Origin of the sequence: Sphingobacterium sp. UBA1897, from assembly GCF_002337775.1 — a bacterium.
Taxonomy (GTDB): domain Bacteria; phylum Bacteroidota; class Bacteroidia; order Sphingobacteriales; family Sphingobacteriaceae; genus Sphingobacterium; species Sphingobacterium siyangense.
The window spans coordinates 145,392-165,030 of the sequence record NZ_DDGR01000003.1 but is presented as its reverse complement, the minus strand read 5'-3'; the positions used below and the strand labels follow the sequence as shown (position 1 = coordinate 165,030).

Here is a 19,639-nt window from a genome sequence, read left to right as displayed (position 1 = left end):
CTTTTTTTCAAATCAGTGGTCAAATTTAATAAAATCTTTATAACTGTTCACTTGTTTTTCCAAACCTTCTTTCGCGTTGCTGATAATCGACGATGGATTTAAATAAATCTTCTTTCGTAAACTCAGGCCACATCTTATCTAGGAAGCATAATTCTGAATAGGCAATTTGCCAAAGTAGGAAGTTACTTATTCTCAATTCTCCGCTGGTACGTATCAGAAGGTCAGGATCGGGTAGATTTTGTGTATAGAGGTTTGCAGCGAATAATTCATCGTTAATTTCGTCTGCATTGAGTTTTCCATCTTTTACTTGTTGGGCTAGATTTCGGGCAGCGTCCACAATTTCTTGTCGGGAACTGTAGCTCAAAGCCAATGTCAATGTACAGTGTGTATTTTCTTTCGTTGCTTCAATGGTCTCCTGCAGCTTTCTTTGTGCATTTGAGGGTAATTTGGTGATATCACCAATAACATTCAAGCGGACGCCATTCTCCTGAAAAGTTTTGATTTCTTTTTTAAGGGAAGTAACCAATAGTTCCATCAGTGCCATCACCTCAAGTTTAGGTCGATTCCAGTTTTCTGCAGAAAATGCATAAAGTGTCAGAAATTTAATATTGGCTTTTACACATCCTTCTAATGCTTCTCGTACTGCTTTTACACCATTTTGATGCCCAAATACACGAAGTTTCCCCTTCTGTTTTGCCCAACGGCCATTGCCATCCATGATGATGGCGATATGCTGTGGCAATTTAATAGTATCTATCTGATCTAAAAAACTCATTTTTGCTGTTTTCAATAAAATTAACACCTTAGCCATAAATGCTATTTTGGCGTTTTAAAACCTATTTTTGGTTTCTTGTATTGTTATCAATGATTATTGTTTGTTTAACGTACTTTTCATTGATTAATTATTGCACCTGGATTTCTATTATGGATATTCTTATTCCGTCTTCCTTTATTTCTTCCAAATATCGATTTTTAATTGGAAATTCAGAAGTACAATATGTAGAAAGATTGTTTGAAGCATCTTCATCTAGCAGATTATCTCTTTTCCTTCATGCAAAGCGAGGCTGTGCGAAGCTATTAATAGCCTAATAGTTTCTGACATCGATGCCCCAAAGTAATTTTTCCCGCAGCGTGCTGAAAAAGCTTTCATGCGGGAGCCTAATGAGATTAATAGTAAATGGAGCCTGTTTAATGGTTAATTTTACAGATGTATCAATGGACTCGTTTTTGGAATCACAGCTAAGGATGTATTGATTGCTTCGACTCTCTATTTCCAATTCAAGAGTAAACTGATTGGAGATGACAATGGGTCTCACATTGAGGTTGTGCGGAGAGATGGGGGTAATGACAAAATTGCCACTTTCTGGCATAATAATAGGTCCGCCGCAACTCAACGAATAAGCTGTGGATCCGGTGGGGGTAGCGATAATTAGTCCATCAGCCCAGTATGAATTCAGTAGTTCGCCATTGATGCGTGCATTGACCGTAATCATGGCCGAGCTGTCATAACGAAATACGGTAATATCATTGAGCGCATAGTGATTGCCTTGAAACAAATTAACCTGTTCAGATTCAACAGAGAGCAACACGCGCTTCTGTATCGTAAAACGTTGGTTCAGTATATCGTCGATGGCATCCTCAAAATCATTTTTATTGATAGAAGCTAAAAAACCGAGGCGTCCAAAGTTTATACCTGCAATTGGAATTCCGGAGTCTTTAATCAGGGAAACAGCAGATAACATGGTTCCATCTCCGCCCAGACTCAACATAATGTCAATATCGTCTTTGATTTCTTGGTAGGTATTGTATGTTGAGAAGTTAAAGGCACATTCAAATTGTGATAGCAGAAATTCATGAAATGGATCATAGACCCAGATCTCAATATTTTTATCGACAAGATATTCAAATAAGTGTTTCACATGTGGTATAACAGAGGGCTGAAACTCTCTTCCATATATTGCGATTCTCATATTGTTTTCAATTTATGGGGCAAAGATGAGAAAAAACTAATCCTAATCAAATGTTAATATAATTCATAAGCTGCTGATAACGGTCGGCAGTGTCGTCAAATGCAGCTATGGTATTATGGGTTTCAAGAACTAAATAGTTGTGTCTTAGGAATGAATTCAGTAATGCATTAATGTTTGACTTGTCGACTTTAAGGGTAACTTCAATATTGTCACTTTCCAAATTTATTTTGGTCGCACAATTGAGTATTCTACAATTGTCACTTTCAACAAGGTGCGCAATCTGTGAAAGTGAAAAATCATGTAGGCCAATTGCCAACACAATAATAGCTCCAGATTCATTTTGCGATTGAATTGAACTTATTGCCTTTAATATATCTAATTGCGTTGACACACCAATATATTTGTTGTCTTGATCTAAAACAGGAATGATTGTACTATTATATACAGTTATCATCACCAAGGCATCATAGGGGTGTTGATTAAACTTCAGCTGTATGGGGGCTGTATTTATTTTTATGGATGAAAGGGGAGCATCTTCATCTTCCGCATCCAATAAGATGGTTTCATTAACCAGGCCAATATAATCGTCACCATTTAAAACGACTAATTCTTTACAAAGCATATCTTGCAGCTTCTCTAGCGCTTGTTGTATTGAATCAGCATTTTGAATACTGAAATCAGCATTTGAAAGAAATTGACTTATTAGCATACTCAAACTTAATAAAAAAAGTAGGTGAAAAGAAATTTTACAGATCAGATTTATGCTTAATTCATTGATTGCTTGTAATACCTAAAATACGAAGAACAGCGAAAGATTACATAATTGCAAATAAGTACAATTTTAAAGTTTAAAATTGTACTTTTATTACCATTCTGTTATTATTTTTGTCAACGAATTGGAATAGGCATAAAACGGGGCCTAAATGGAGGAGAAGTATTTTTAATTGGAACAGTAAGATTGATGATCACAAGCGAGAGTAAAAAGTTTATTGATATACGTGAAGTTATTCACAAAAAAAATGCGGGGCTTGCTAAATGGATTCCGTCTTTTTTACTTAATTATTTAAAAAGGACAATTCATGAGGACGAGATAAATGATATTATGACGCGCTTTGCAGATCTTCAAGGCTTGGATTTTGTTGATGCATTGATCAACGATCTGGATGTCAAAGTCAATTTGTATGGGGCAGAAAATATTCCAGTATCGGATCCGGTTATTTTTGCGTCCAATCACCCTTTGGGAGGATTGGATGGTATTGCATTTATGCACGCTATAGGTAAATATAGGCGCGATGTGAAGTTCTTGGTTAATGATATTCTTTTAAATATAGGTAATTTGAGACCTTTGTTTGTCGGTGTCAATAAGTTAGGGGGGCAAGGGAAACAGGCGATCTCAGCGATTGAGGAGGCCTATGGAGCGGACGATGCGCTACTGGTATTTCCTGCAGGTTTGGTTTCCAGAAAACAAAACGATGGCCGCATAGAAGACCTCGAATGGAAAAAAAGTTTTATTAGCAAATCAAAAAAATATAAAAAAGATGTCATTCCGGTGTTGATTGACGGTAAAAACTCTAAGTTTTTTTATAATTTTGCAAGGCTTAGACAGAAATTGGGTCTCAAGGTAAACATTGAAATGTTATATTTACCTGATGAAATGTTTGCCCAACGCGGACATACCGTCAATATTATAGTAGGAGAAAGAATCCCTTATACAGCGTTTGATCAATCAAAAAACGAAAAAACTTGGGCTGAGGAAGTGAAAAGAAGGGTTTATGGATTGGCTCAAGAAAAATAGAATTTATGCAAGAAATTATACCTCCAGTTGATAGAGAATTATTGAAGACCGAATTGAATAAAGACGTCTTCTTACGATATACCAACAATGGAAATAACGAGATATATTTAATCAACTATCATAATTCGCCAAATGTCATGCGTGAAATTGGGCGTTTGCGAGAGTTGACTTTTCGTGGAGCAGGAGGAGGTACAGGACTTTCAATTGATATCGATGAAAATGATACATGCGAAGATTGTTACGATCAGTTGATCGCATGGAATCCCGAAGATGAAGAAGTGGTTGCCGGTTATAGGGTAATCAAATGTGCTGAGGCTGGTGAAGTAAATGGTATACCCAATTTATCAACAGCACATTATTTTCAGTTTTCCGAATTGTTCACGAACGAATATCTACCTTACACCATAGAATTGGGAAGATCGTTTGTACAACCTAAATACCAACCGGCCATCGACAATAGAAAAGGAATTTTTTCCTTGGACAATCTTTGGGACGGTTTAGGGGCTTTGGTGATGCTTAACCCTGAAATTAAATACCTCTTTGGTAAAGTGACCATGTATCCACATTACAATAAAGATGCACGGGATATGTTGCTTTATTTTATGGATTACTATTTTCCTGATCATGATAAATTGGTGCTTCCTCTTCCGGAATTGGAAATCAAAAATGATTACGAACGTTTTGTAGGCGTATTTGATGGACTGGATTATAAAGAAGGATATAAGGTGTTAAATAGTCATGTGAGAGCATTGGGCGAGAATATTCCGCCGTTGATAAATACGTATATGAATCTATCACCTACGATGAAATCATTTGGCACTGCACGTAATGACGAGTTTGGTACGGTAGAAGAAAAAGGTATACTGATTGTAATTGATGACGTGTATCCTGTGAAAAAGGAACGTCACATGAATACGTTTGATCGGGATCGTGAATACGGTCATAGAAAACCCAAACGTGGATAACAAAATAAAGGGGGATTCAATTATTGAATCCCCCTTTATTTTGTAGGTACAGCGACCTTGATTAGGCCGGTTTTATACAGGTATAAAGTGCAAAGGCTAAAATAGCGCCCAAGACAGGTCCTAGGATTGGAATCCAGGCATAAGACCAGTCGGAGCTTCCTTTTCCTTTGATTGGCCAAAGGGCATGAAATAAGCGCGGCCCCAAATCCCGGGCAGGATTGATGGCATATCCCGTAGTTCCACCTAGCGAGAGGCCGATGGCCCATACGAGAAATGCAACGGGTATAGCACCAAGAGAGCCCATGCCAATAGGAGCTGTTTTTCCGTCGATGGTCACATCTTGTCCTGTTATGAAGAAAATAACAAAAATCAAAACAAAGGTTCCAATGATTTCACTTGCCAGATTTGTTGACGTATTTCGGATGTTGGGTATCGTAGCGAAAACACCAAGTTTGGTGGTTGGGTCTGCTGTTGCATCGAAATGGTCTTTGTGCATGATGTAGGTTAACATGGCGCCACAGAAACCACCGGCAATTTGCGCGAGAATATAGCCAGGTACTTCCATCCAAGGAAGACCATGATTGAGAGCGACGGCAATGGTTACCGCAGGATTGAGGTGGGCTCCGGTATAGGGGCCAGCAAATACAACACCGACATAAACTGCAAGTGCCCATGCGGTGGTGATTACAATCCAGCCTCCATTTTCTCCCTTTGTTCCTTTCAAGATAACGTTGGCCACAACCCCATTGCCTAAAAGAAGGAGGAGGGTTGTGCCGATAAATTCTGCTAAATAATGGTTCATGCTTGTTGGTTAGTTTTCGGTCCAGTACTGTAATGCTTTGACACCCTTGGTCCAGAGCTTAATGATTTTTTTTGTTTGCTCTTCTTGCTCTGCTTCAGGTTCAAATATACGATCCTGTGCCCAAAACTTTGATATCTCATCCTTATTTTTCCAGAATCCCACGGCCAGTCCTGCGAGGTATGCTGCCCCCAAAGCTGTAGTTTCTGTGATTTTAGGGCGTACAACTTTGCTGTTAAGCACATTGGCCTGAATCTGCATGAGTAGGTTATTTGCCGTTGCACCGCCATCTACACGTAGTTCTTTGATCGGTATGCCACTATCTGCTTCCATTGCTTGCAGTACATCACGTGTCTGGAGGGAGATTGCCTCTAGTGAGGCGCGTGCTATATGTCCATTGGTGGTTGCGCGCGTCAGACCAAATAGCGTCCCTTGTGCACGAGCATTCCAGTACGGCGCTCCCAGTCCAGCAAAGGTAGGGATGAATGTGAGGCCGCCGTTATCCTTCTCTGTAAGTGCTAATTGCTCTACGTCCGCCGATTTGTAGATGATGTTGAGATTGTCGCGTAGCCATTGGACCAGTGCGCCACCGATAAAGATGCTTCCCTCCAGGGCATATTCTGTTTTCCCGTTGATTTTCCAGGCGACAGTAGTTAAAAGGTTATTCTTTGAACGGATTGGTTTATCACCGATGTTCATTAACATAAAACATCCAGTGCCGTACGTGTTTTTGACCATCCCTTTTTCAATACATTGCTGTCCGAAAAGTGCTGCCTGCTGGTCGCCGGCAATTCCTGCAATCTTGACTTTGTGTGCAAAAATGGTTGTCCGGGATTCTCCATATACTTCACTGCTTTCTTTTACTTCGGGCAGCATAGCAGCGGGGATGTCAAATAATTCGAGTAGCTCCTTATCCCATTCCATGCTATGGATGTTAAAGAGTAAGGTGCGGGAAGCGTTCGTTACATCTGTGATGTGTGCATCGCCACGCGTGAGGTTCCAGACGAGCCAAGTGTCTATGGTTCCACAGATTAATTCTCCGTTTTGTGCTTTTTCCCGTGCACCCTCCACGTTATCCAGAATCCATTTTATTTTGGTAGCAGAAAAATAGGGGTCTAATATCAGACCTGTTTTCTCCTGGATTAGCTCATGTTTTCCGGAGCTACGTAACTCGTCGCAATAATCTGCGGTGCGTTTATCTTGCCATACAATGGCATTGTAAATGGGCCTTCCTGTTTCTTTTTCCCAAACGACCACAGTTTCGCGTTGATTGGTAATACCAATGGCGGCAATATTTTTGCCGTTTAATCCTGCCTTTGTGGTTGCTTCCGCTGTGACACCTGCCTGCGTTGACCAGATTTCATGTGGATCATGTTCGACCCATCCCGGTTGTGGGAATATTTGTGTAAATTCCTTCTGGGCAACGGAGACTATATTTCTGTCCTTATCAAAAATTATAGCCCTGGAGCTAGTGGTGCCTTGATCCATTGCCAAGATGTATTGTTGTTCCATAATTGAGTAATTGAGTATTGCTGGTTATTTTTTTGTATTACTTTAAGATATAATTTTTTGCAACTTTTTGAAAATGCGCTATTTGATCATTTTGCCAATCTTGATCTTTTTCCAGCTCCTGTGCGAGTATTTTTGCGACTTCAGGAGCAGCTTCAATTGCAGCTTTCGCATCAAGAAATAGTATCCGTACTCGACGGGATAGGACATCTTCCACAGTTCTGGCAAGTTCATTGCGTGCCGCCCAAACAACTTCAGCCTTTTTGAATTCAAGATGTGCTATTAATTTTTCGTTCCATTCCGGATTTTCTTGCGCCAATGCGTTGATCGCTTCTTGGTCGGCGCCATAAATATACATATGATTGCTTCTGTCTGATGTCGGAATGGCGCTATAAATCTTTTGACTGGCAGACCGGCTTTCTTTTTGTGGCAAACAACCAATTTTTATCGCTTTGTCGATGGTATCTTGGCCCATTCGACGGAATGTTGTCCACTTTCCACCCGTTAAAGTAAGTAATTTGGAGTCGCTGACGATAACTTTGTGGCTTCGTGAGATCTCTTTGGTTTTGTTGGAGTTGCCTGTAGGGGCTGCCAGCGGACGTAGGCCGGCGAATACGGCCAATGCATCCGCTCTTGTTGGTTGTTTTGTCAGGTAGCGTCCCGCAGTTTTCAGAATAAAATCGATCTCCTGCTCCAAAGCTACCGGTTCAAGGCTATGCTCGTCTATAGGGGTGTCCGTCGTTCCCGCAATGACTCGATTGTGCCAGGGTACCAGGAAAAGGACCCGTCCATCATCCGTTTTTGGGATCATAATGGCGTCGTCGCCAGGAAGAAACGATTTGTCAAATACAAGGTGGACCCCTTGGCTGGGACGTACCATTTGTTTTGCTTCCGGTCTGTCCATTTTTAGGATGTCATCGACAAATATTCCTGTAGCATTGATAACAGCCTTGCCTTGTAGGGTGAAAACTTCACCCGTTTCGGTGTCATTAGCGATGACACCATTTATTCGACCATCGCTGTCTTTGGTGAGGTTATTGACTCTTACGTAATTCAGCGCGACGCCGCCCATTTGAATACAGGTTTGCGCAACGTTGAGCGCAAGTCTTGAGTCATCAAATTGTCCGTCTTGATAAACCACGCCGCCATATAGCCCTTTAGGTCTAACGGTGCTTATGCGGTTAAGGGTTTCTTCTTTGTTGATATGAATGGATTTTCCCAAACTTAATTTACCTGCCAGCAGGTCATATATTTTCATTCCTATGGTATAGAATGGGCCATCGAACCAACTGTAATTGGGGATGATAAAGGATTGATTTTTGACAAGATGGGGAGCGTTTTTTTGAAGTAAACCTCTTTCGTGAAGCGCTTCTTTAACCAGGGAGATGTCGCCCTGAGCCAAGTAACGTACACCGCCGTGAACAAGCTTTGTTGCCTTGCTCGAAGTCCCTTTTGCAAAATCAACCTGCTCCAACAAGATTGTTTTGAACCCTCGGCTTAAGGCATCTAATGCAACACCCAATCCGCTGGCGCCGCCACCTATGACGATAACATCCCATGCGCTCGTATCTCTTATTTTTTCTATCAGTTTTGACCTTTTGAATTCTTGGTGTTTCATTTTGTTTCGTTTTGGATTTTTGTAGTGAATCTTCTGTACTTGTTTTACTACTTCCTTTATACTAAGTTATGCTATATTTGTTGAATTTTAAAGGAAATTAAATAATATTTATGTTAAGGTAAGGTGTTTGTTTTTGTTTTGTTTTGTTTTTATTTTAGCAAAAGGAAGCCTTCCTAGTTTTTACCAGTGACAGGATATGGCGTATCAACAGGTTGTTTTTTTACTTCTCCACAATGGAGTTGTCTTTAATAATGACTACATTCTGATCGCTTAAGCTGATGTGTGTACGACTTAATCGCGTTTTTATAAACCCCGCTGAAATAAGGTCTGTTGTGATCTTGGGTGTTTTTTTTCATGGTCAATAGCTATATAATGTTTAACCATAATATGCTGCTTATGTTTTGGTTTGGGAAAATGATTTTGTAATTTTAGATCACTATTTAATTTATTTATGATGAGAAATATAAGATTATTACTGTGTGGAGCTATCGTGTTTTTTGGGACGGTACTCGTACAGTCCAAAGCGTTCTCACAGCAGCTTGCTACAGCTCAGGATGTTTCAAAGCCTTACAATCCAGACGCTAATGCGCAGAATGATATTGATCAACTATTGGTTCAGGCAAAGAAAGAAAAGAAAAATATCATCATCCAGGCTGGTGGGAATTGGTGTGTCTGGTGTTTAAGGTTTAATGATTATATCCATAATACGGCGAGTGTCGACAAGTTGTTAAAGAGTCATTTCCTCTATTATCACCTCAATTATTCAAAAGAGAATAAAAATGAGGCTGTGTTTCAAAAGTATGCTCCTGAAGGGAATAAACTGGGTTATCCATTTTTTATTGTTTTGGATAGAAATGGAAAAACATTGCATGTACAGGAAAGTGGCAGCCTGGAAAAAGGGAAAGGCTATGATGAAGAAAAAGTGCTTAATTTCTTTAAAGCTTGGGTCGCAAAATAAAAATTACCGACTATCATATTGCTATTCTGCACTAAATTAACAATAGTGCGTAAATAAAACAAAAGCCCCTTTTAAGTGGCTTTTGTTTTGATGTAATAAATTGGAAGATCGGATAAGGGTTTACTCCCGTAAAACTTAGCATTTCTTTGTACAGCAAGTCGGGAAAGATTGGTGATCAGCATACTAAATTATCCGAATTTCCGCATAAGCTTAATCGGAATTAACAGGTGTTTTACACGCATTCATCCGAATGAGGTCCCTATGAAGTCCCTATTAGGTACGGATAAAGTCCGTGTTATTTTTAAATTTAATTCAAGGCTTACCTTCGTTGTTTCCAGCGACGGATATCGGGTTGTGTCTATGACTTTGGTGTTCGAATTTGATTTAATCCAGCTAGTCAGTTATAGGATCGACTGAAAATAAAAAGGTCTCGATCGTAAGAACGAGACCTTTTTATATGGGCTTAAAACCATTCTTTTTCTACAAGGATATTTTATCCGCAGTTAAAAAGGGGGCTTGCTCCTGTAGAATATCTTATTGATAGCCTAATAATTTCATGACTTGTTTGGAGTTTTGCTCCTCACCAAACACCTCGTAGTTGAATGTTTCATCTCTATTGCGGCGTACAAGCACATGTTTGGGTGAAGGAAGTAAGCAGTGGTGGATTCCACCATATCCGCTTAATACATCTTGATATGCTCCTGTATGAAAGAAGCCCAAGTATTGCACCTTACGGGTCTTCGGCATAAATACCGAGTTCATGTGCGCCTCCTGATTGTAGTAATCCTGTCCATCGCATGTGATTCCACCTAAATTGACGCGTTCATATTCTGAATCCCAGTTATTGATCGGCAATAGAATATATTTTTGGTTCAATGCCCATACATCCGGTAGATTTGTAATGAATGAACCGTCAATCATAAACCAACGTTCGCGATCGTTTTGTTGCTTGCGTCCCAAAACTTTATAGAGAATACCTGATGCTTCAGCAACAGTATATTTGCCAAATTCAGTAATAATATCTGGTTCCATTACCTCATGGTGCGCACAGATTTGTTTGATACGATTGACAATCTCATTGACCATATACTCGTAATCAAAGTCGTGTACCAGTGAATCCTTAAATGGCATTCCACCACCGATATCTAGGGTATCTAAATCCGGATTTACTTTCTTGAATTTACAATATAAAGTAACGTATTTCTCTAATTCGTTCCAGTAATACGGGGTGTCCGAGATACCTGAATTAATGAAAAAGTGAAGTAACTTTACTTTAAAGTTTGGATTGTCGGCGATCTTGTTGTTATAGAATTCAACGACGTCTTCTTGGCGAATCCCTAGGCGAGATGTATAGAATTGAGAATCTGGCTGCTCCTCGGAAGCAACACGGATACCTAAAGCACAAGGCTCATCCAATTCGATTTCATCATCATAAAGGTTAAACTCCTCTTTGTTATCCAGTACCGGTATAATGTTTTTATATCCGTCGTGGATCATATCGACAATATATTGTTTGTACTGGTAGGTTTTGAATCCATTACAGATCACTGTAATGTCTTTCGTTACTGTGCCCTGTCTTTCCAATGAATCGATCATCGGCATATCAAATGCAGATGAAGTTTCCAGGTGGATATCATTTTTCAAAGCTTCCTCTACGATGTGCTTGAAATGGGATGATTTGGTACAATAACAATATTTGTAAGATCCGCGATAGTTGTGTTTCAGAATTGCGGTCTGAAAGAGGATTTTCGCTTGCTGAATTTTTTTGCTGACGATAGGCAAATAGGTAAAACGTAACGGCGTACCGTACGTTTCTATCATTTCCATTAAATTCAAATCGTGGAAATACAATTCGTCGTCGATGATTTCGAATCCGTCTTGCGGAAAACCAACACTTAAGTCAAGAAATTCCTGATAGCTCTGCATTTTTTATTATTTTTGCAAAGATATACTTTAATGGTGAATACCTAAATAAGGAATGTTATTTATTTCCAATTCACTATCAGGAAGTTGTAAAAATTACAAAATCATTAAATGGCAAATTCTATTCAAAAGCGACTTGTTGAAGTCACTGTACAAGCAGTAAAAGAGCTTTACAATGCAGATATTTTAGAAAATCAAATTGCTTTACAAGCTACCCGAAAGGAGTTTGAAGGACAAATTACAATCGTAACTTTTCCCGTAACGCGCTTTTCGAAATCTTCTCCGGAACAAACCGGAAAGGAAATCGGTGCATATTTGCAACAGCATATTGCTGAAATATCGGATTTCAATGTGATAAAAGGCTTTTTGAATATTGTTCTTTCCGATGCTTACTGGATCACGTTGTTGAATCAGACCATAACGGCGAAGGACTTTGGTGTATTTCCTGCGAATGGAAAAAAACTGATGGTTGAATATTCTTCTCCAAATACCAATAAACCGCTGCATTTGGGACATATCCGTAATAATTTATTAGGATATTCTGTTGCGGAAATCCTAAAAGCTTATGGTTATGATGTGATCAAAGCAAATTTGGTGAACGATCGCGGTATCCATATTTGTAAGTCGATGTTGGCTTGGCAAAAATTTGGTAACGGTGAGACACCCGAGTCTACTGGACTTAAAGGGGACCACCTTGTCGGAAAATATTACGTTGTCTTTGACAAAGCATATAAACAGGAAATCGAGGCATTGAAGGCTGAAGGGCAGACCGAAGATGAGGCAAAGAAAAACGCACCTTTGATGAAGGAGGCACAAGCGATGTTGCAACAATGGGAAGCTGGTAATGAAGAGGTGATCTCACTGTGGAAAACCATGAACAGCTGGGTGTACGCCGGGTTTGAAAAGACCTACAAACAATTAGGCGTCGATTTCGATAAATACTATTATGAATCCAATACATACTTGCTGGGTAAAGATATTATTCAGGAAGGTTTAGATAAAGGCGTTTTCTTTAAAAAAGAGGATAACTCCGTATGGATTGATCTAACAGACGAAGGATTGGATCAGAAGCTTGTGCTTCGTGGCGACGGTACTTCTGTCTATATTACGCAAGATTTGGGGACAGCACAATTGAAATATGATGAATTCAAAATGAATGATTCTATTTATGTTGTCGGTAACGAACAGGATTACCATTTCAAGGTATTGTTCTTAATCTTAAAAAAACTTGGTAAAGCTTGGGCCGACGGATTGTTCCATTTATCGTATGGGATGGTCGATCTTCCTTCAGGTAAAATGAAATCACGGGAGGGAACAGTTGTTGACGCCGATGATTTAATGGCTGAGATGCTTAAGACCGCTCAGGAACGTACCGAGGAACTTGGCAAGACTGAAGGATTGGATGAGGAATCTAAAGCCGTTCTTTACGATACGATTGGAATGGGCGCACTGAAATATTTTCTGTTGAAAGTGGACCCTAAAAAACGTCTCTTGTTTGATCCAAATGAATCTGTCGATTTTCAAGGTCATACTGGACCGTTTATCCAATACACACATGCCCGTATCAAATCTGTTTTAAGTAAGGCTGAATTCGATTTTGATAGTGCTGTGTCTGTACCGGCGACGATCTCCTCTTACGAACGTGACTTAATTCAACAACTGGGTGCATTTCCGGAGATTATTGAAGCTTCTGCGCAAGAGTTCAGTCCTGCACAATTGGCAAATTATATCTATGAGGTAGCCAAGTTTTATAATAAATTCTATCATGAAGAAACCATCTTGAAAGCGGAAGATCATGATGTGAAAAACTTTAGATTGCACCTTTCGGCTTCTGCGGCAAAGGTTATTGCCAAAGGGATGAACTTATTGGGTATTCGTGTACCTGAAAGAATGTAATACTATGAAGAAAATTCGCGTAGGACTTATCGGTTTTGGAATTTCAGGTCAGGTTTTTCACGCTCCCGTGATGCGTTCGATAGCTGAACTGGATCTTGTTAAGGTGACCGCTCGGAAAGCAGATCAGCAAAGTTTGCTAAAGGAACGCTATCCACAGGCAGAAATTGCTTTGTCTGCAGATGATATTTTTAATGATGCAACCATTGATTTAGTCGTGGTTGCAACGTCCAATGAAATGCATTATCCTTTCGCAAAACGTGCATTGGAAGCAGGAAAACACGTTGTTGTAGAAAAACCCTTTACCAATAGTGTCGAGCAGGCCGATGAGCTTATTGCTCTGGCTAAGGAGAAAAATCTGATCTTGGCACCCTACCATAATTTAAGGTTCAACTCAGACTATCGGACAGTGGAGAAAGTGGTCAAAAGTGGAAGGTTGGGACGGATTGTAAATTTGGAATCCAGGTTTGATCGTTTTCGTAATTATTTGCGACCTAACGCATGGCGAGAGGAAAATTTACCGGGTTCGGGCATATTTTATGACCTGGGACCACATCTCATCGACCAGGCTTTGCAGTTATTTGGAAAGCCGCATGCTGTCTTTGCAGATTTGGCTGTCCAACGGGATTATGCCAAAACCATTGACAATTTCGACTGCCTATTGTACTATGATAATTTGAGGGTATCCCTAAAAGGATCTATGCTTGCAAAAGAACCCACAGCACGTTATCGTGTCTTTGGAATGAACGGAAATTTTGTGAAATATGGTGTCGACCCACAGGAAGCTTTACTGCGTGATGGCAAATTTCCTGATGAGGATCCAACCTGGGGACAAGAAGACCCAAGTCTATACGGCAAGCTCAATATTGTTGAACAGGGGAATGACATTGAAGAAATGGTTCCTTCTGAAATAGGTTCTTATCCTGATTTTTATCAGAACGTTGCGGATAGTATATTGGGCAAAACTACCTTGATCGCATCGGCAGAGCAGGCACGGGATGTCATTAAAATTATTGAATTGGGATATCAGAGTCAATTGGAACGAAGAGTTGTTTCTGTTGAAAATACATTGATTGCTTATTAGATTGTTGCTGTGAGTATACTATACGATGCTATCATTATTGGGGGCGGAGCCTGTGGTTTGATGTGTGCAGCCCAAGCAGGGCTGATTGGAAAGAAGACCTTGGTCCTTGAACGAAACGATAAGGTCGGCGCGAAGATCTTGATTTCCGGAGGTGGACGCTGCAATTATACAAATATCGGTAATAGTCCCGCTAATTTCATTTCTGAAAATCCAGATTTTTTACATGGTATATTCAAACAATGGACAGTGGACGATACCATTACATTTTTTGAACAGTATGGTATTGTAGGGCATGAAAAAACACTGGGCCAGTTGTTTCCAGAGACCAATAAAGCAAAAGATATCGTTGCTGTATTTTCAAAAATTTTATACGAGACAGGGCAGGATATTGCATTGAATACCTTGGTGAAATCTGTAGAAAGAAACGATAATGGCTTTATGGTAACGGTAGAAAATGCAAAAGGTGAGTCCCGATATCATGCACATAAAGTTGTTATTTCTTCCGGTGGGCTTCCGGTCCAAAAACTCGGCGCTTCGGACTTTGGATTACGCCTAGCCAAACAATTTGGTTTGAATGTCGTCGGTACAGCGCCTGCACTAGTCCCTTTGACAATAACTGGAAAAGATGCTGATTGGTATAGCTCTTTGGCTGGAAATTCGGTGTTCTCGAAAGTGTCTGTTGCTGGAATGTCTTTTGAAGAGAATATTCTCTTTACGCACTGGGGGTTAAGCGGACCTGCAATTCTTCAGATATCAAGTTATTGGAGACCTGGACAGGAGATTACGATTGATCTACTGCCTAATTTTAATTTAGATAATCTGATTAAACAGGAGCGGCAATACGGAGGGAAACGACTTGTTTCACAATTGTTAAACGATTATTTCAGTAGAAAATTGGTCGATGCTCTTGGAAAATTTCTAGCATTGGATACCAAAATTGCCTCACTTAGTAAAGCTGATGCGAAAATGATTGTCGATACTATCCATCGCTTCAAGGTAAAACCTGCGGGAGATAAGGGGTATGATAAAGCTGAGGTTATGCGTGGAGGAGTTTCAACGGAAGAACTACACCCCAAGACCTTAATGTCTAAAAAAGTTGAAGGCCTTTATTTTGGAGGGGAGACTGTTGATATTACGGGATGGCTTGGCGGCTATAATTTCCAATGGGCTTGGGCAAGTGGTTATGCCATCGCCCAAGATATTTAGGCATTTTTGGAGAGGTAGCGAGAGGGCTTGAATTTGACGTTTAATCGACAGATTTCTCCGCATAGAGTTGTGTGGCAGCAGCCAAGCGCTGTTTTATTCTCGTTTGCAATTTTTTTGGGGAGAGTACTTTAATGGATTCGCCAAAACCTAAAATTTCTCTTTCCAGTTCAAAGTTAAGTACAACATCGATACGAATTAAGATTGAGCCATCCTCCTTTTTGTCTAAAATCTGCTGTGACGCATGTAAGGGTTTTGTTGCTACATAAGGTGCATTTTTTGCATTGACTTGCAATATCACCCGGTGGCCGCGGTCCTTTTGTGTCTTCGTTACGCCTATAGCATCCGAAAAGTAACGTTCGAAATCGACCCCTGTATATTCCCTGTATGAATTTTTGCCCATTTCCTCGATAGCATTGATCCGATCGAGCGCTAGTGTCATCAATCCTTCACTCTTTTTATGCTGACCAATTAGAAACCATCGATTACGATATTCTTTTAGGAGATAGGGCGAGAAAACAAGATCCTGCTGTTGTGTTGCTTTGAACGATTGGTAGCTGATCAGAAGTGGCGTTTTTTCACGAATGGCTTGATGCAGTGGACTGATAAAAGAAAGGCCTTTTAGCAGATTGTTGCTTTCCATTTGTATAATAGAAGGTGAATTGTCCTTTTTTGTATGGATGCTATCTTCAAGTCGTGCGACAATATCGCTCATTTCATCAAAGCTGGAGAAACCGCTCACATGCTTAAGTACCTCTACAGCCTCCTTCATTTTTTGCATGTCACCGACGGAAATCGGTGAATTGCTAATGCTATAGTTGGGATCTTCATAGGTGTAGAATTTGCGGTGCAAGACGATAATAGGCGCATTGTAGCCGAGCTTATTGCTACGCATGAGTTGAATATCACCTTGTATGGTGCGTTTACTTATCCCATTTTTGATTCCTTCAAATTCATAGAGTGCATCGGAAACCTTTTCCATAAGATCTTCCAAGGTCCATTTCCGATGTCTTAAACGAAGACAATGGTCAATCGTTTTATAACGTATAAGAGCTAGTTTATTGAGTGCCATGTTTTTTTGATAGATTGAAAATACAAAAACTTTCTTTATCTGCGCAAGGTAATTGCGTAGATTTTTGTGTCTTTGATGCAAAATAAATGGTCTTTTCGAAATTGAAAAGAAATTCGGGTTTATCCGAGTAAAATAGCTACTTTTGCGCAGAAGCAAACTGGTTCTATCGCTGCTCTTTTTTGGGAGGAGAGGAAAGTCCGGGCAACATAGAGCAACACGCTTCCTAACGGGAAGGCTGTTATGAAAATAGCAGACAGAAAGTGCCACAGAAAATATACCGCTTTTCGGAGTAAGGGTGAAAACGTAAGGTAAGAGCTTACGGTCTTGTATGGTGACATATATTACGGTAAACCTCGTGTGTTGAAAGACCAAATAGGTTGCGAAATTCGAAGGCTGCTCGTCTTCTTTCAATTTATTGGAATTCGTAATGGGTAGGTTGATTGAGTTTGTCAGCGATGGCAAATCTAGATAAATGATAGAAATTCCACTTCGGTGGTCTACAGAACCCGGCTTACAAGGTTTGCTTCTTTTTCGCTAATTGCCAAAAAAACCTTATATTGATTCCCGTAATTGAAAAAATAGCATAACTCTCGATTTATGAGTACAATTTTAATCATTGATGATGAGCGCGCCATCAGAAGTTCGTTGCGTGATATCTTGGAATATGAAGATTATACGATTTTAGATGTCGACAATGGCCGGGATGGATTAGATATTTTAAAAAAGGAAAAAATAGATCTTGTTCTTTGTGATATCAAGATGAATACGATGGATGGGATGGAAGTCTTGGCGGAAGCACACCAAAGCAGCCCGGATATCCCTTTTATTATGATCTCTGGACATGGTACGATTGAAACAGCTGTTGAAGCGGCGAAAAAAGGAGCATTTGACTTTTTAGAAAAACCGCTGGACCTGAATAGATTATTGATCACGGTTCGTAATGCCCTGGATAAAAGTTCCCTAGTCACAGAAACCAAGGTCCTGAAACGAAAAGTTAGCAGCTCGAAAACAAAAGATATACTGGGTGAATCGGGGGCCATCAAACGTATTAAGGAAACAATTGACCGAGTTGCACCAACAGAAGCCCGTGTATTGATTACCGGGGCGAATGGCTCGGGAAAGGAATTGGTTGCACGCTGGTTACATGAAAAGTCAAATCGTGGACAAGGCCCATTGATCGAAGTGAACTGTGCCGCAATACCTTCTGAATTAATCGAATCAGAATTATTCGGGCATGAAAAAGGATCCTTCACGTCGGCTATTAAACAACGTATCGGGAAGTTTGAACAAGCTAGCGGTGGAACATTGTTCTTGGATGAGATCGGAGATATGAGTCTATCCGCGCAAGCTAAAGTGCTAAGGGCATTACAGGAACATAAAATCACGCGAGTGGGGGGCGACAAAGAAATTGACGTCAATGTCAGAGTAGTAGCTGCGACCAATAAGGATTTATTGAAAGAGATAGAAGATGGTAATTTCAGAATGGACTTGTATCACCGTTTATCTGTCATATTGATCCATGTGCCAGCGTTAACTGATCGTGTCGATGACATTCCTTTATTGTCCACAAACTTCTGTGAAGAGATCTGTATGGAATACGGGATACCTGTAAAGGAAATTACTACTGCTGCAATGAAAGAGTTGAGTCATCTTCCTTGGACAGGTAATATTCGGGAATTGCGCAATATGATTGAACGTTTAATTATTTTGAGCGACAGGTCGATTACCGATAAAGATGTTGTTGCCTTTGCTAACCCGTCCCGCGAACCTGTGAATGGTATAGCTCATGAAAAAAGTGCAACGAATTACGGATTAGATATGGACTCCTTTGATTCGTTTCAAGATTATAAAGATCATGCGGAGAAAGAATTTATAAAATATAAGTTGGAAAAAAATAATTGGAACGTCTCCAAGACGGCCGATGATCTTGATATTCAACGTAGTCACCTGTATAGTAAAATAGAGAAGTTCGGTCTAAAAAGAGATTAACCGTTTAGAGATATTTTAGTCTAGCAGCTGTGAGCGAAAATTGCAGTTTGCTCAGACAAAGTGATAAAAAAAGAGATTCCTTAAGGAATCTCTTTTTTTATCGTCGTCAACCCTTAACCGGGTTATACTTCTTGTGTTTTTAAAATGGCCTTTATATTGGCAACAGATATTTCTGTATAATTATTTATATAATCATTACTTGCAGGTAATTCTTCTTTTTTATGGGTTGAAAGTACGGCGACAACTTTCATTTCAGCATTTTTCGCTGCGGTAATACCCGAAAAAGAATCTTCAAAAACAATACAGCGGTCAACAGGAATTTGCAGATTTTCTGCAGATTTTAGGTAAACCTCAGGATGTGGCTTATGGAGTTTTACATCTTCGCTGCTTAGCGTGGAAGAGAATAAATGACGTATGTTCAATTCATCCAAAATTAAGTCCATATTCTCTCGGGGAGCAGATGTCGCCACAGCAAGCTTAAAACCGTTATTTTTTAATTCCGTTAGAAACTCAATTAAGCCCTTAATAGGGGCAACGTGTTCTTTATAGATCACTCTAAAAAGCTGCTCTTTTTCAAATTCAAGCGTTCGCAGTTCCTCAGAGGATATCGGACGCTGAAAGAAATGCTGCATAATGTAACTATTATGCTTACCATACATATGCTGTTCAAATTCCTCTTCTGTAGCCTGTTGTACATTGTGGTTTTTAAAAAAAGCTCTAAAAGCTTCCGCATGGAAAGGGTTGGTGTGGCTTATGACACCGTCCATGTCAAATATCGCTGCGTATTCTGTCATTGAGCTAATATACAATAATTGCCTTATTTGATCGATTTTACTCATTCATATTCTGGTAAATATTTTC

The 19,639-nt window shown here is 39.9% G+C and carries 16 protein-coding genes and 1 other RNA gene; 8 read left to right on the top strand and 9 right to left on the bottom strand.

Going from position 1 to position 19,639, the window contains the following annotated elements:
• Nucleotides 1–37: 37 nt before the first annotated feature.
• The 3 genes from B4N43_RS02655 to B4N43_RS02645 form a co-directional block, all read right to left on the bottom strand.
• Complete coding sequence (locus B4N43_RS02655; RefSeq protein WP_075994699.1) at nucleotides 38–775, bottom strand: isoprenyl transferase; 738 nt, start codon at nucleotides 773–775, stop codon at nucleotides 38–40.
• 310 nt (nucleotides 776–1,085) lie between these two features.
• Entirely contained in the window at nucleotides 1,086–1,970 is an 885-nt protein-coding gene (locus B4N43_RS02650; RefSeq protein ID WP_120334890.1) for an NAD kinase, read from the bottom strand.
• A 46-nt stretch (nucleotides 1,971–2,016) separates the two neighbouring features.
• Nucleotides 2,017–2,679 carry a CBS domain-containing protein gene (locus tag B4N43_RS02645; RefSeq protein ID WP_286732580.1) on the bottom strand — a complete coding sequence of 221 codons (663 nt, stop codon included), beginning with the start codon at nucleotides 2,677–2,679 and terminating at the stop codon, nucleotides 2,017–2,019.
• Nucleotides 2,680–2,931: 252 nt separating this feature from the next.
• On the opposite strand from B4N43_RS02645, the gene B4N43_RS02640 reads away from it, so the two are divergent.
• Complete coding sequence (locus B4N43_RS02640; protein WP_070569211.1) at nucleotides 2,932–3,765, top strand: 1-acyl-sn-glycerol-3-phosphate acyltransferase; 834 nt, start codon at nucleotides 2,932–2,934, stop codon at nucleotides 3,763–3,765.
• 5 nt (nucleotides 3,766–3,770) lie between these two features.
• Entirely contained in the window at nucleotides 3,771–4,730 is a 960-nt protein-coding gene (locus B4N43_RS02635; RefSeq protein WP_075991769.1) for a GNAT family N-acetyltransferase, read from the top strand.
• A 61-nt stretch (nucleotides 4,731–4,791) separates the two neighbouring features.
• Here B4N43_RS02635 and B4N43_RS02630 read toward each other — a convergent pair whose 3' ends face one another.
• The 3 genes from B4N43_RS02630 to B4N43_RS02620 are packed head-to-tail and all read right to left on the bottom strand — an operon-like array spanning nucleotide 4,792 to nucleotide 8,656.
• Nucleotides 4,792–5,532, bottom strand: a complete 741-nt coding sequence (locus B4N43_RS02630; protein ID WP_286732577.1) for an MIP/aquaporin family protein — start codon at nucleotides 5,530–5,532, stop codon at nucleotides 4,792–4,794.
• Nucleotides 5,533–5,541: 9 nt separating this feature from the next.
• The gene (gene glpK, locus B4N43_RS02625; protein ID WP_286732575.1) at nucleotides 5,542–7,041 is read right to left on the bottom strand and encodes a glycerol kinase GlpK; all 1,500 of its coding nucleotides are present in this window, start codon (nucleotides 7,039–7,041) and stop codon (nucleotides 5,542–5,544) included.
• A 37-nt stretch (nucleotides 7,042–7,078) separates the two neighbouring features.
• Nucleotides 7,079–8,656 carry a glycerol-3-phosphate dehydrogenase/oxidase gene (locus B4N43_RS02620; protein ID WP_286732573.1) on the bottom strand — a complete coding sequence of 526 codons (1,578 nt, stop codon included), beginning with the start codon at nucleotides 8,654–8,656 and terminating at the stop codon, nucleotides 7,079–7,081.
• Between the two features lie 451 nt (nucleotides 8,657–9,107).
• On the opposite strand from B4N43_RS02620, the gene B4N43_RS02615 reads away from it, so the two are divergent.
• Nucleotides 9,108–9,614: a thioredoxin family protein gene (locus tag B4N43_RS02615; protein WP_286732571.1), complete on the top strand. Its 507-nt coding sequence runs from the start codon at nucleotides 9,108–9,110 to the stop codon at nucleotides 9,612–9,614.
• A 534-nt stretch (nucleotides 9,615–10,148) separates the two neighbouring features.
• Here B4N43_RS02615 and B4N43_RS02610 read toward each other — a convergent pair.
• Complete coding sequence (locus tag B4N43_RS02610; RefSeq protein WP_046675638.1) at nucleotides 10,149–11,540, bottom strand: arginine decarboxylase; 1,392 nt, start codon at nucleotides 11,538–11,540, stop codon at nucleotides 10,149–10,151.
• 108 nt (nucleotides 11,541–11,648) lie between these two features.
• Here B4N43_RS02610 and argS point away from each other — a divergent pair, with 108 nt between their 5' ends.
• Genes argS through B4N43_RS02595 form a run of 3 tightly spaced genes read left to right on the top strand, consistent with a single transcriptional unit; the run spans nucleotide 11,649 to nucleotide 15,720 of the window.
• Nucleotides 11,649–13,433, top strand: a complete 1,785-nt coding sequence (gene argS, locus B4N43_RS02605) for an arginine--tRNA ligase (protein WP_120334882.1) — start codon at nucleotides 11,649–11,651, stop codon at nucleotides 13,431–13,433.
• Between the two features lie 4 nt (nucleotides 13,434–13,437).
• A complete protein-coding gene (locus B4N43_RS02600) occupies nucleotides 13,438–14,514 on the top strand; it encodes an oxidoreductase (protein WP_286732569.1) in 1,077 nt (358 codons plus the stop codon).
• A 15-nt stretch (nucleotides 14,515–14,529) separates the two neighbouring features.
• Nucleotides 14,530–15,720, top strand: a complete 1,191-nt coding sequence (locus B4N43_RS02595; RefSeq protein ID WP_286732594.1) for an NAD(P)/FAD-dependent oxidoreductase — start codon at nucleotides 14,530–14,532, stop codon at nucleotides 15,718–15,720.
• 40 nt (nucleotides 15,721–15,760) lie between these two features.
• Here B4N43_RS02595 and B4N43_RS02590 read toward each other — a convergent pair whose 3' ends face one another.
• On the bottom strand, nucleotides 15,761–16,789 hold the full coding sequence (locus B4N43_RS02590) for a helix-turn-helix transcriptional regulator (protein WP_286732568.1): 1,029 nt from the start codon (nucleotides 16,787–16,789) through the stop codon (nucleotides 15,761–15,763).
• A 150-nt stretch (nucleotides 16,790–16,939) separates the two neighbouring features.
• Between B4N43_RS02590 and rnpB the strand changes: the two genes are divergently transcribed.
• Both rnpB and B4N43_RS02580 read left to right on the top strand, forming a co-directional pair.
• Nucleotides 16,940–17,319, top strand: an RNA gene (gene rnpB, locus B4N43_RS02585) — RNase P RNA component class A.
• Between the two features lie 67 nt (nucleotides 17,320–17,386).
• The gene (locus B4N43_RS02580) at nucleotides 17,387–18,778 is read left to right on the top strand and encodes a sigma-54-dependent transcriptional regulator (RefSeq protein ID WP_088160865.1); all 1,392 of its coding nucleotides are present in this window, start codon (nucleotides 17,387–17,389) and stop codon (nucleotides 18,776–18,778) included.
• A 122-nt stretch (nucleotides 18,779–18,900) separates the two neighbouring features.
• On the opposite strand, the gene B4N43_RS02575 is transcribed toward B4N43_RS02580, so the two are convergent.
• Nucleotides 18,901–19,617 (bottom strand): HAD family hydrolase, encoded by a 717-nt coding sequence (locus tag B4N43_RS02575; RefSeq protein WP_286732566.1) that lies wholly within the window; start codon nucleotides 19,615–19,617, stop codon nucleotides 18,901–18,903.
• Between the last annotated feature and the right edge of the window lie 22 nt (nucleotides 19,618–19,639).

Coding starts and splice junctions, on each gene's coding strand:
- B4N43_RS02655 (WP_075994699.1), bottom strand. CDS start 775: ATGAGTTTTTTAGATCAGATAGATACTATTAAATTGCCACAGCATATC.
- B4N43_RS02650 (WP_120334890.1), bottom strand. CDS start 1,970: ATGAGAATCGCAATATATGGAAGAGAGTTTCAGCCCTCTGTTATACCA.
- B4N43_RS02645 (WP_286732580.1), bottom strand. CDS start 2,679: ATGCTAATAAGTCAATTTCTTTCAAATGCTGATTTCAGTATTCAAAAT.
- B4N43_RS02640 (WP_070569211.1), top strand. CDS start 2,932: ATGATCACAAGCGAGAGTAAAAAGTTTATTGATATACGTGAAGTTATT.
- B4N43_RS02635 (WP_075991769.1), top strand. CDS start 3,771: ATGCAAGAAATTATACCTCCAGTTGATAGAGAATTATTGAAGACCGAA.
- B4N43_RS02630 (WP_286732577.1), bottom strand. CDS start 5,532: ATGAACCATTATTTAGCAGAATTTATCGGCACAACCCTCCTCCTTCTT.
- glpK (WP_286732575.1), bottom strand. CDS start 7,041: ATGGAACAACAATACATCTTGGCAATGGATCAAGGCACCACTAGCTCC.
- B4N43_RS02620 (WP_286732573.1), bottom strand. CDS start 8,656: ATGAAACACCAAGAATTCAAAAGGTCAAAACTGATAGAAAAAATAAGA.
- B4N43_RS02615 (WP_286732571.1), top strand. CDS start 9,108: ATGATGAGAAATATAAGATTATTACTGTGTGGAGCTATCGTGTTTTTT.
- B4N43_RS02610 (WP_046675638.1), bottom strand. CDS start 11,540: ATGCAGAGCTATCAGGAATTTCTTGACTTAAGTGTTGGTTTTCCGCAA.
- argS (WP_120334882.1), top strand. CDS start 11,649: ATGGCAAATTCTATTCAAAAGCGACTTGTTGAAGTCACTGTACAAGCA.
- B4N43_RS02600 (WP_286732569.1), top strand. CDS start 13,438: ATGAAGAAAATTCGCGTAGGACTTATCGGTTTTGGAATTTCAGGTCAG.
- B4N43_RS02590 (WP_286732568.1), bottom strand. CDS start 16,789: ATGGCACTCAATAAACTAGCTCTTATACGTTATAAAACGATTGACCAT.
- B4N43_RS02580 (WP_088160865.1), top strand. CDS start 17,387: ATGAGTACAATTTTAATCATTGATGATGAGCGCGCCATCAGAAGTTCG.
- B4N43_RS02575 (WP_286732566.1), bottom strand. CDS start 19,617: ATGAGTAAAATCGATCAAATAAGGCAATTATTGTATATTAGCTCAATG.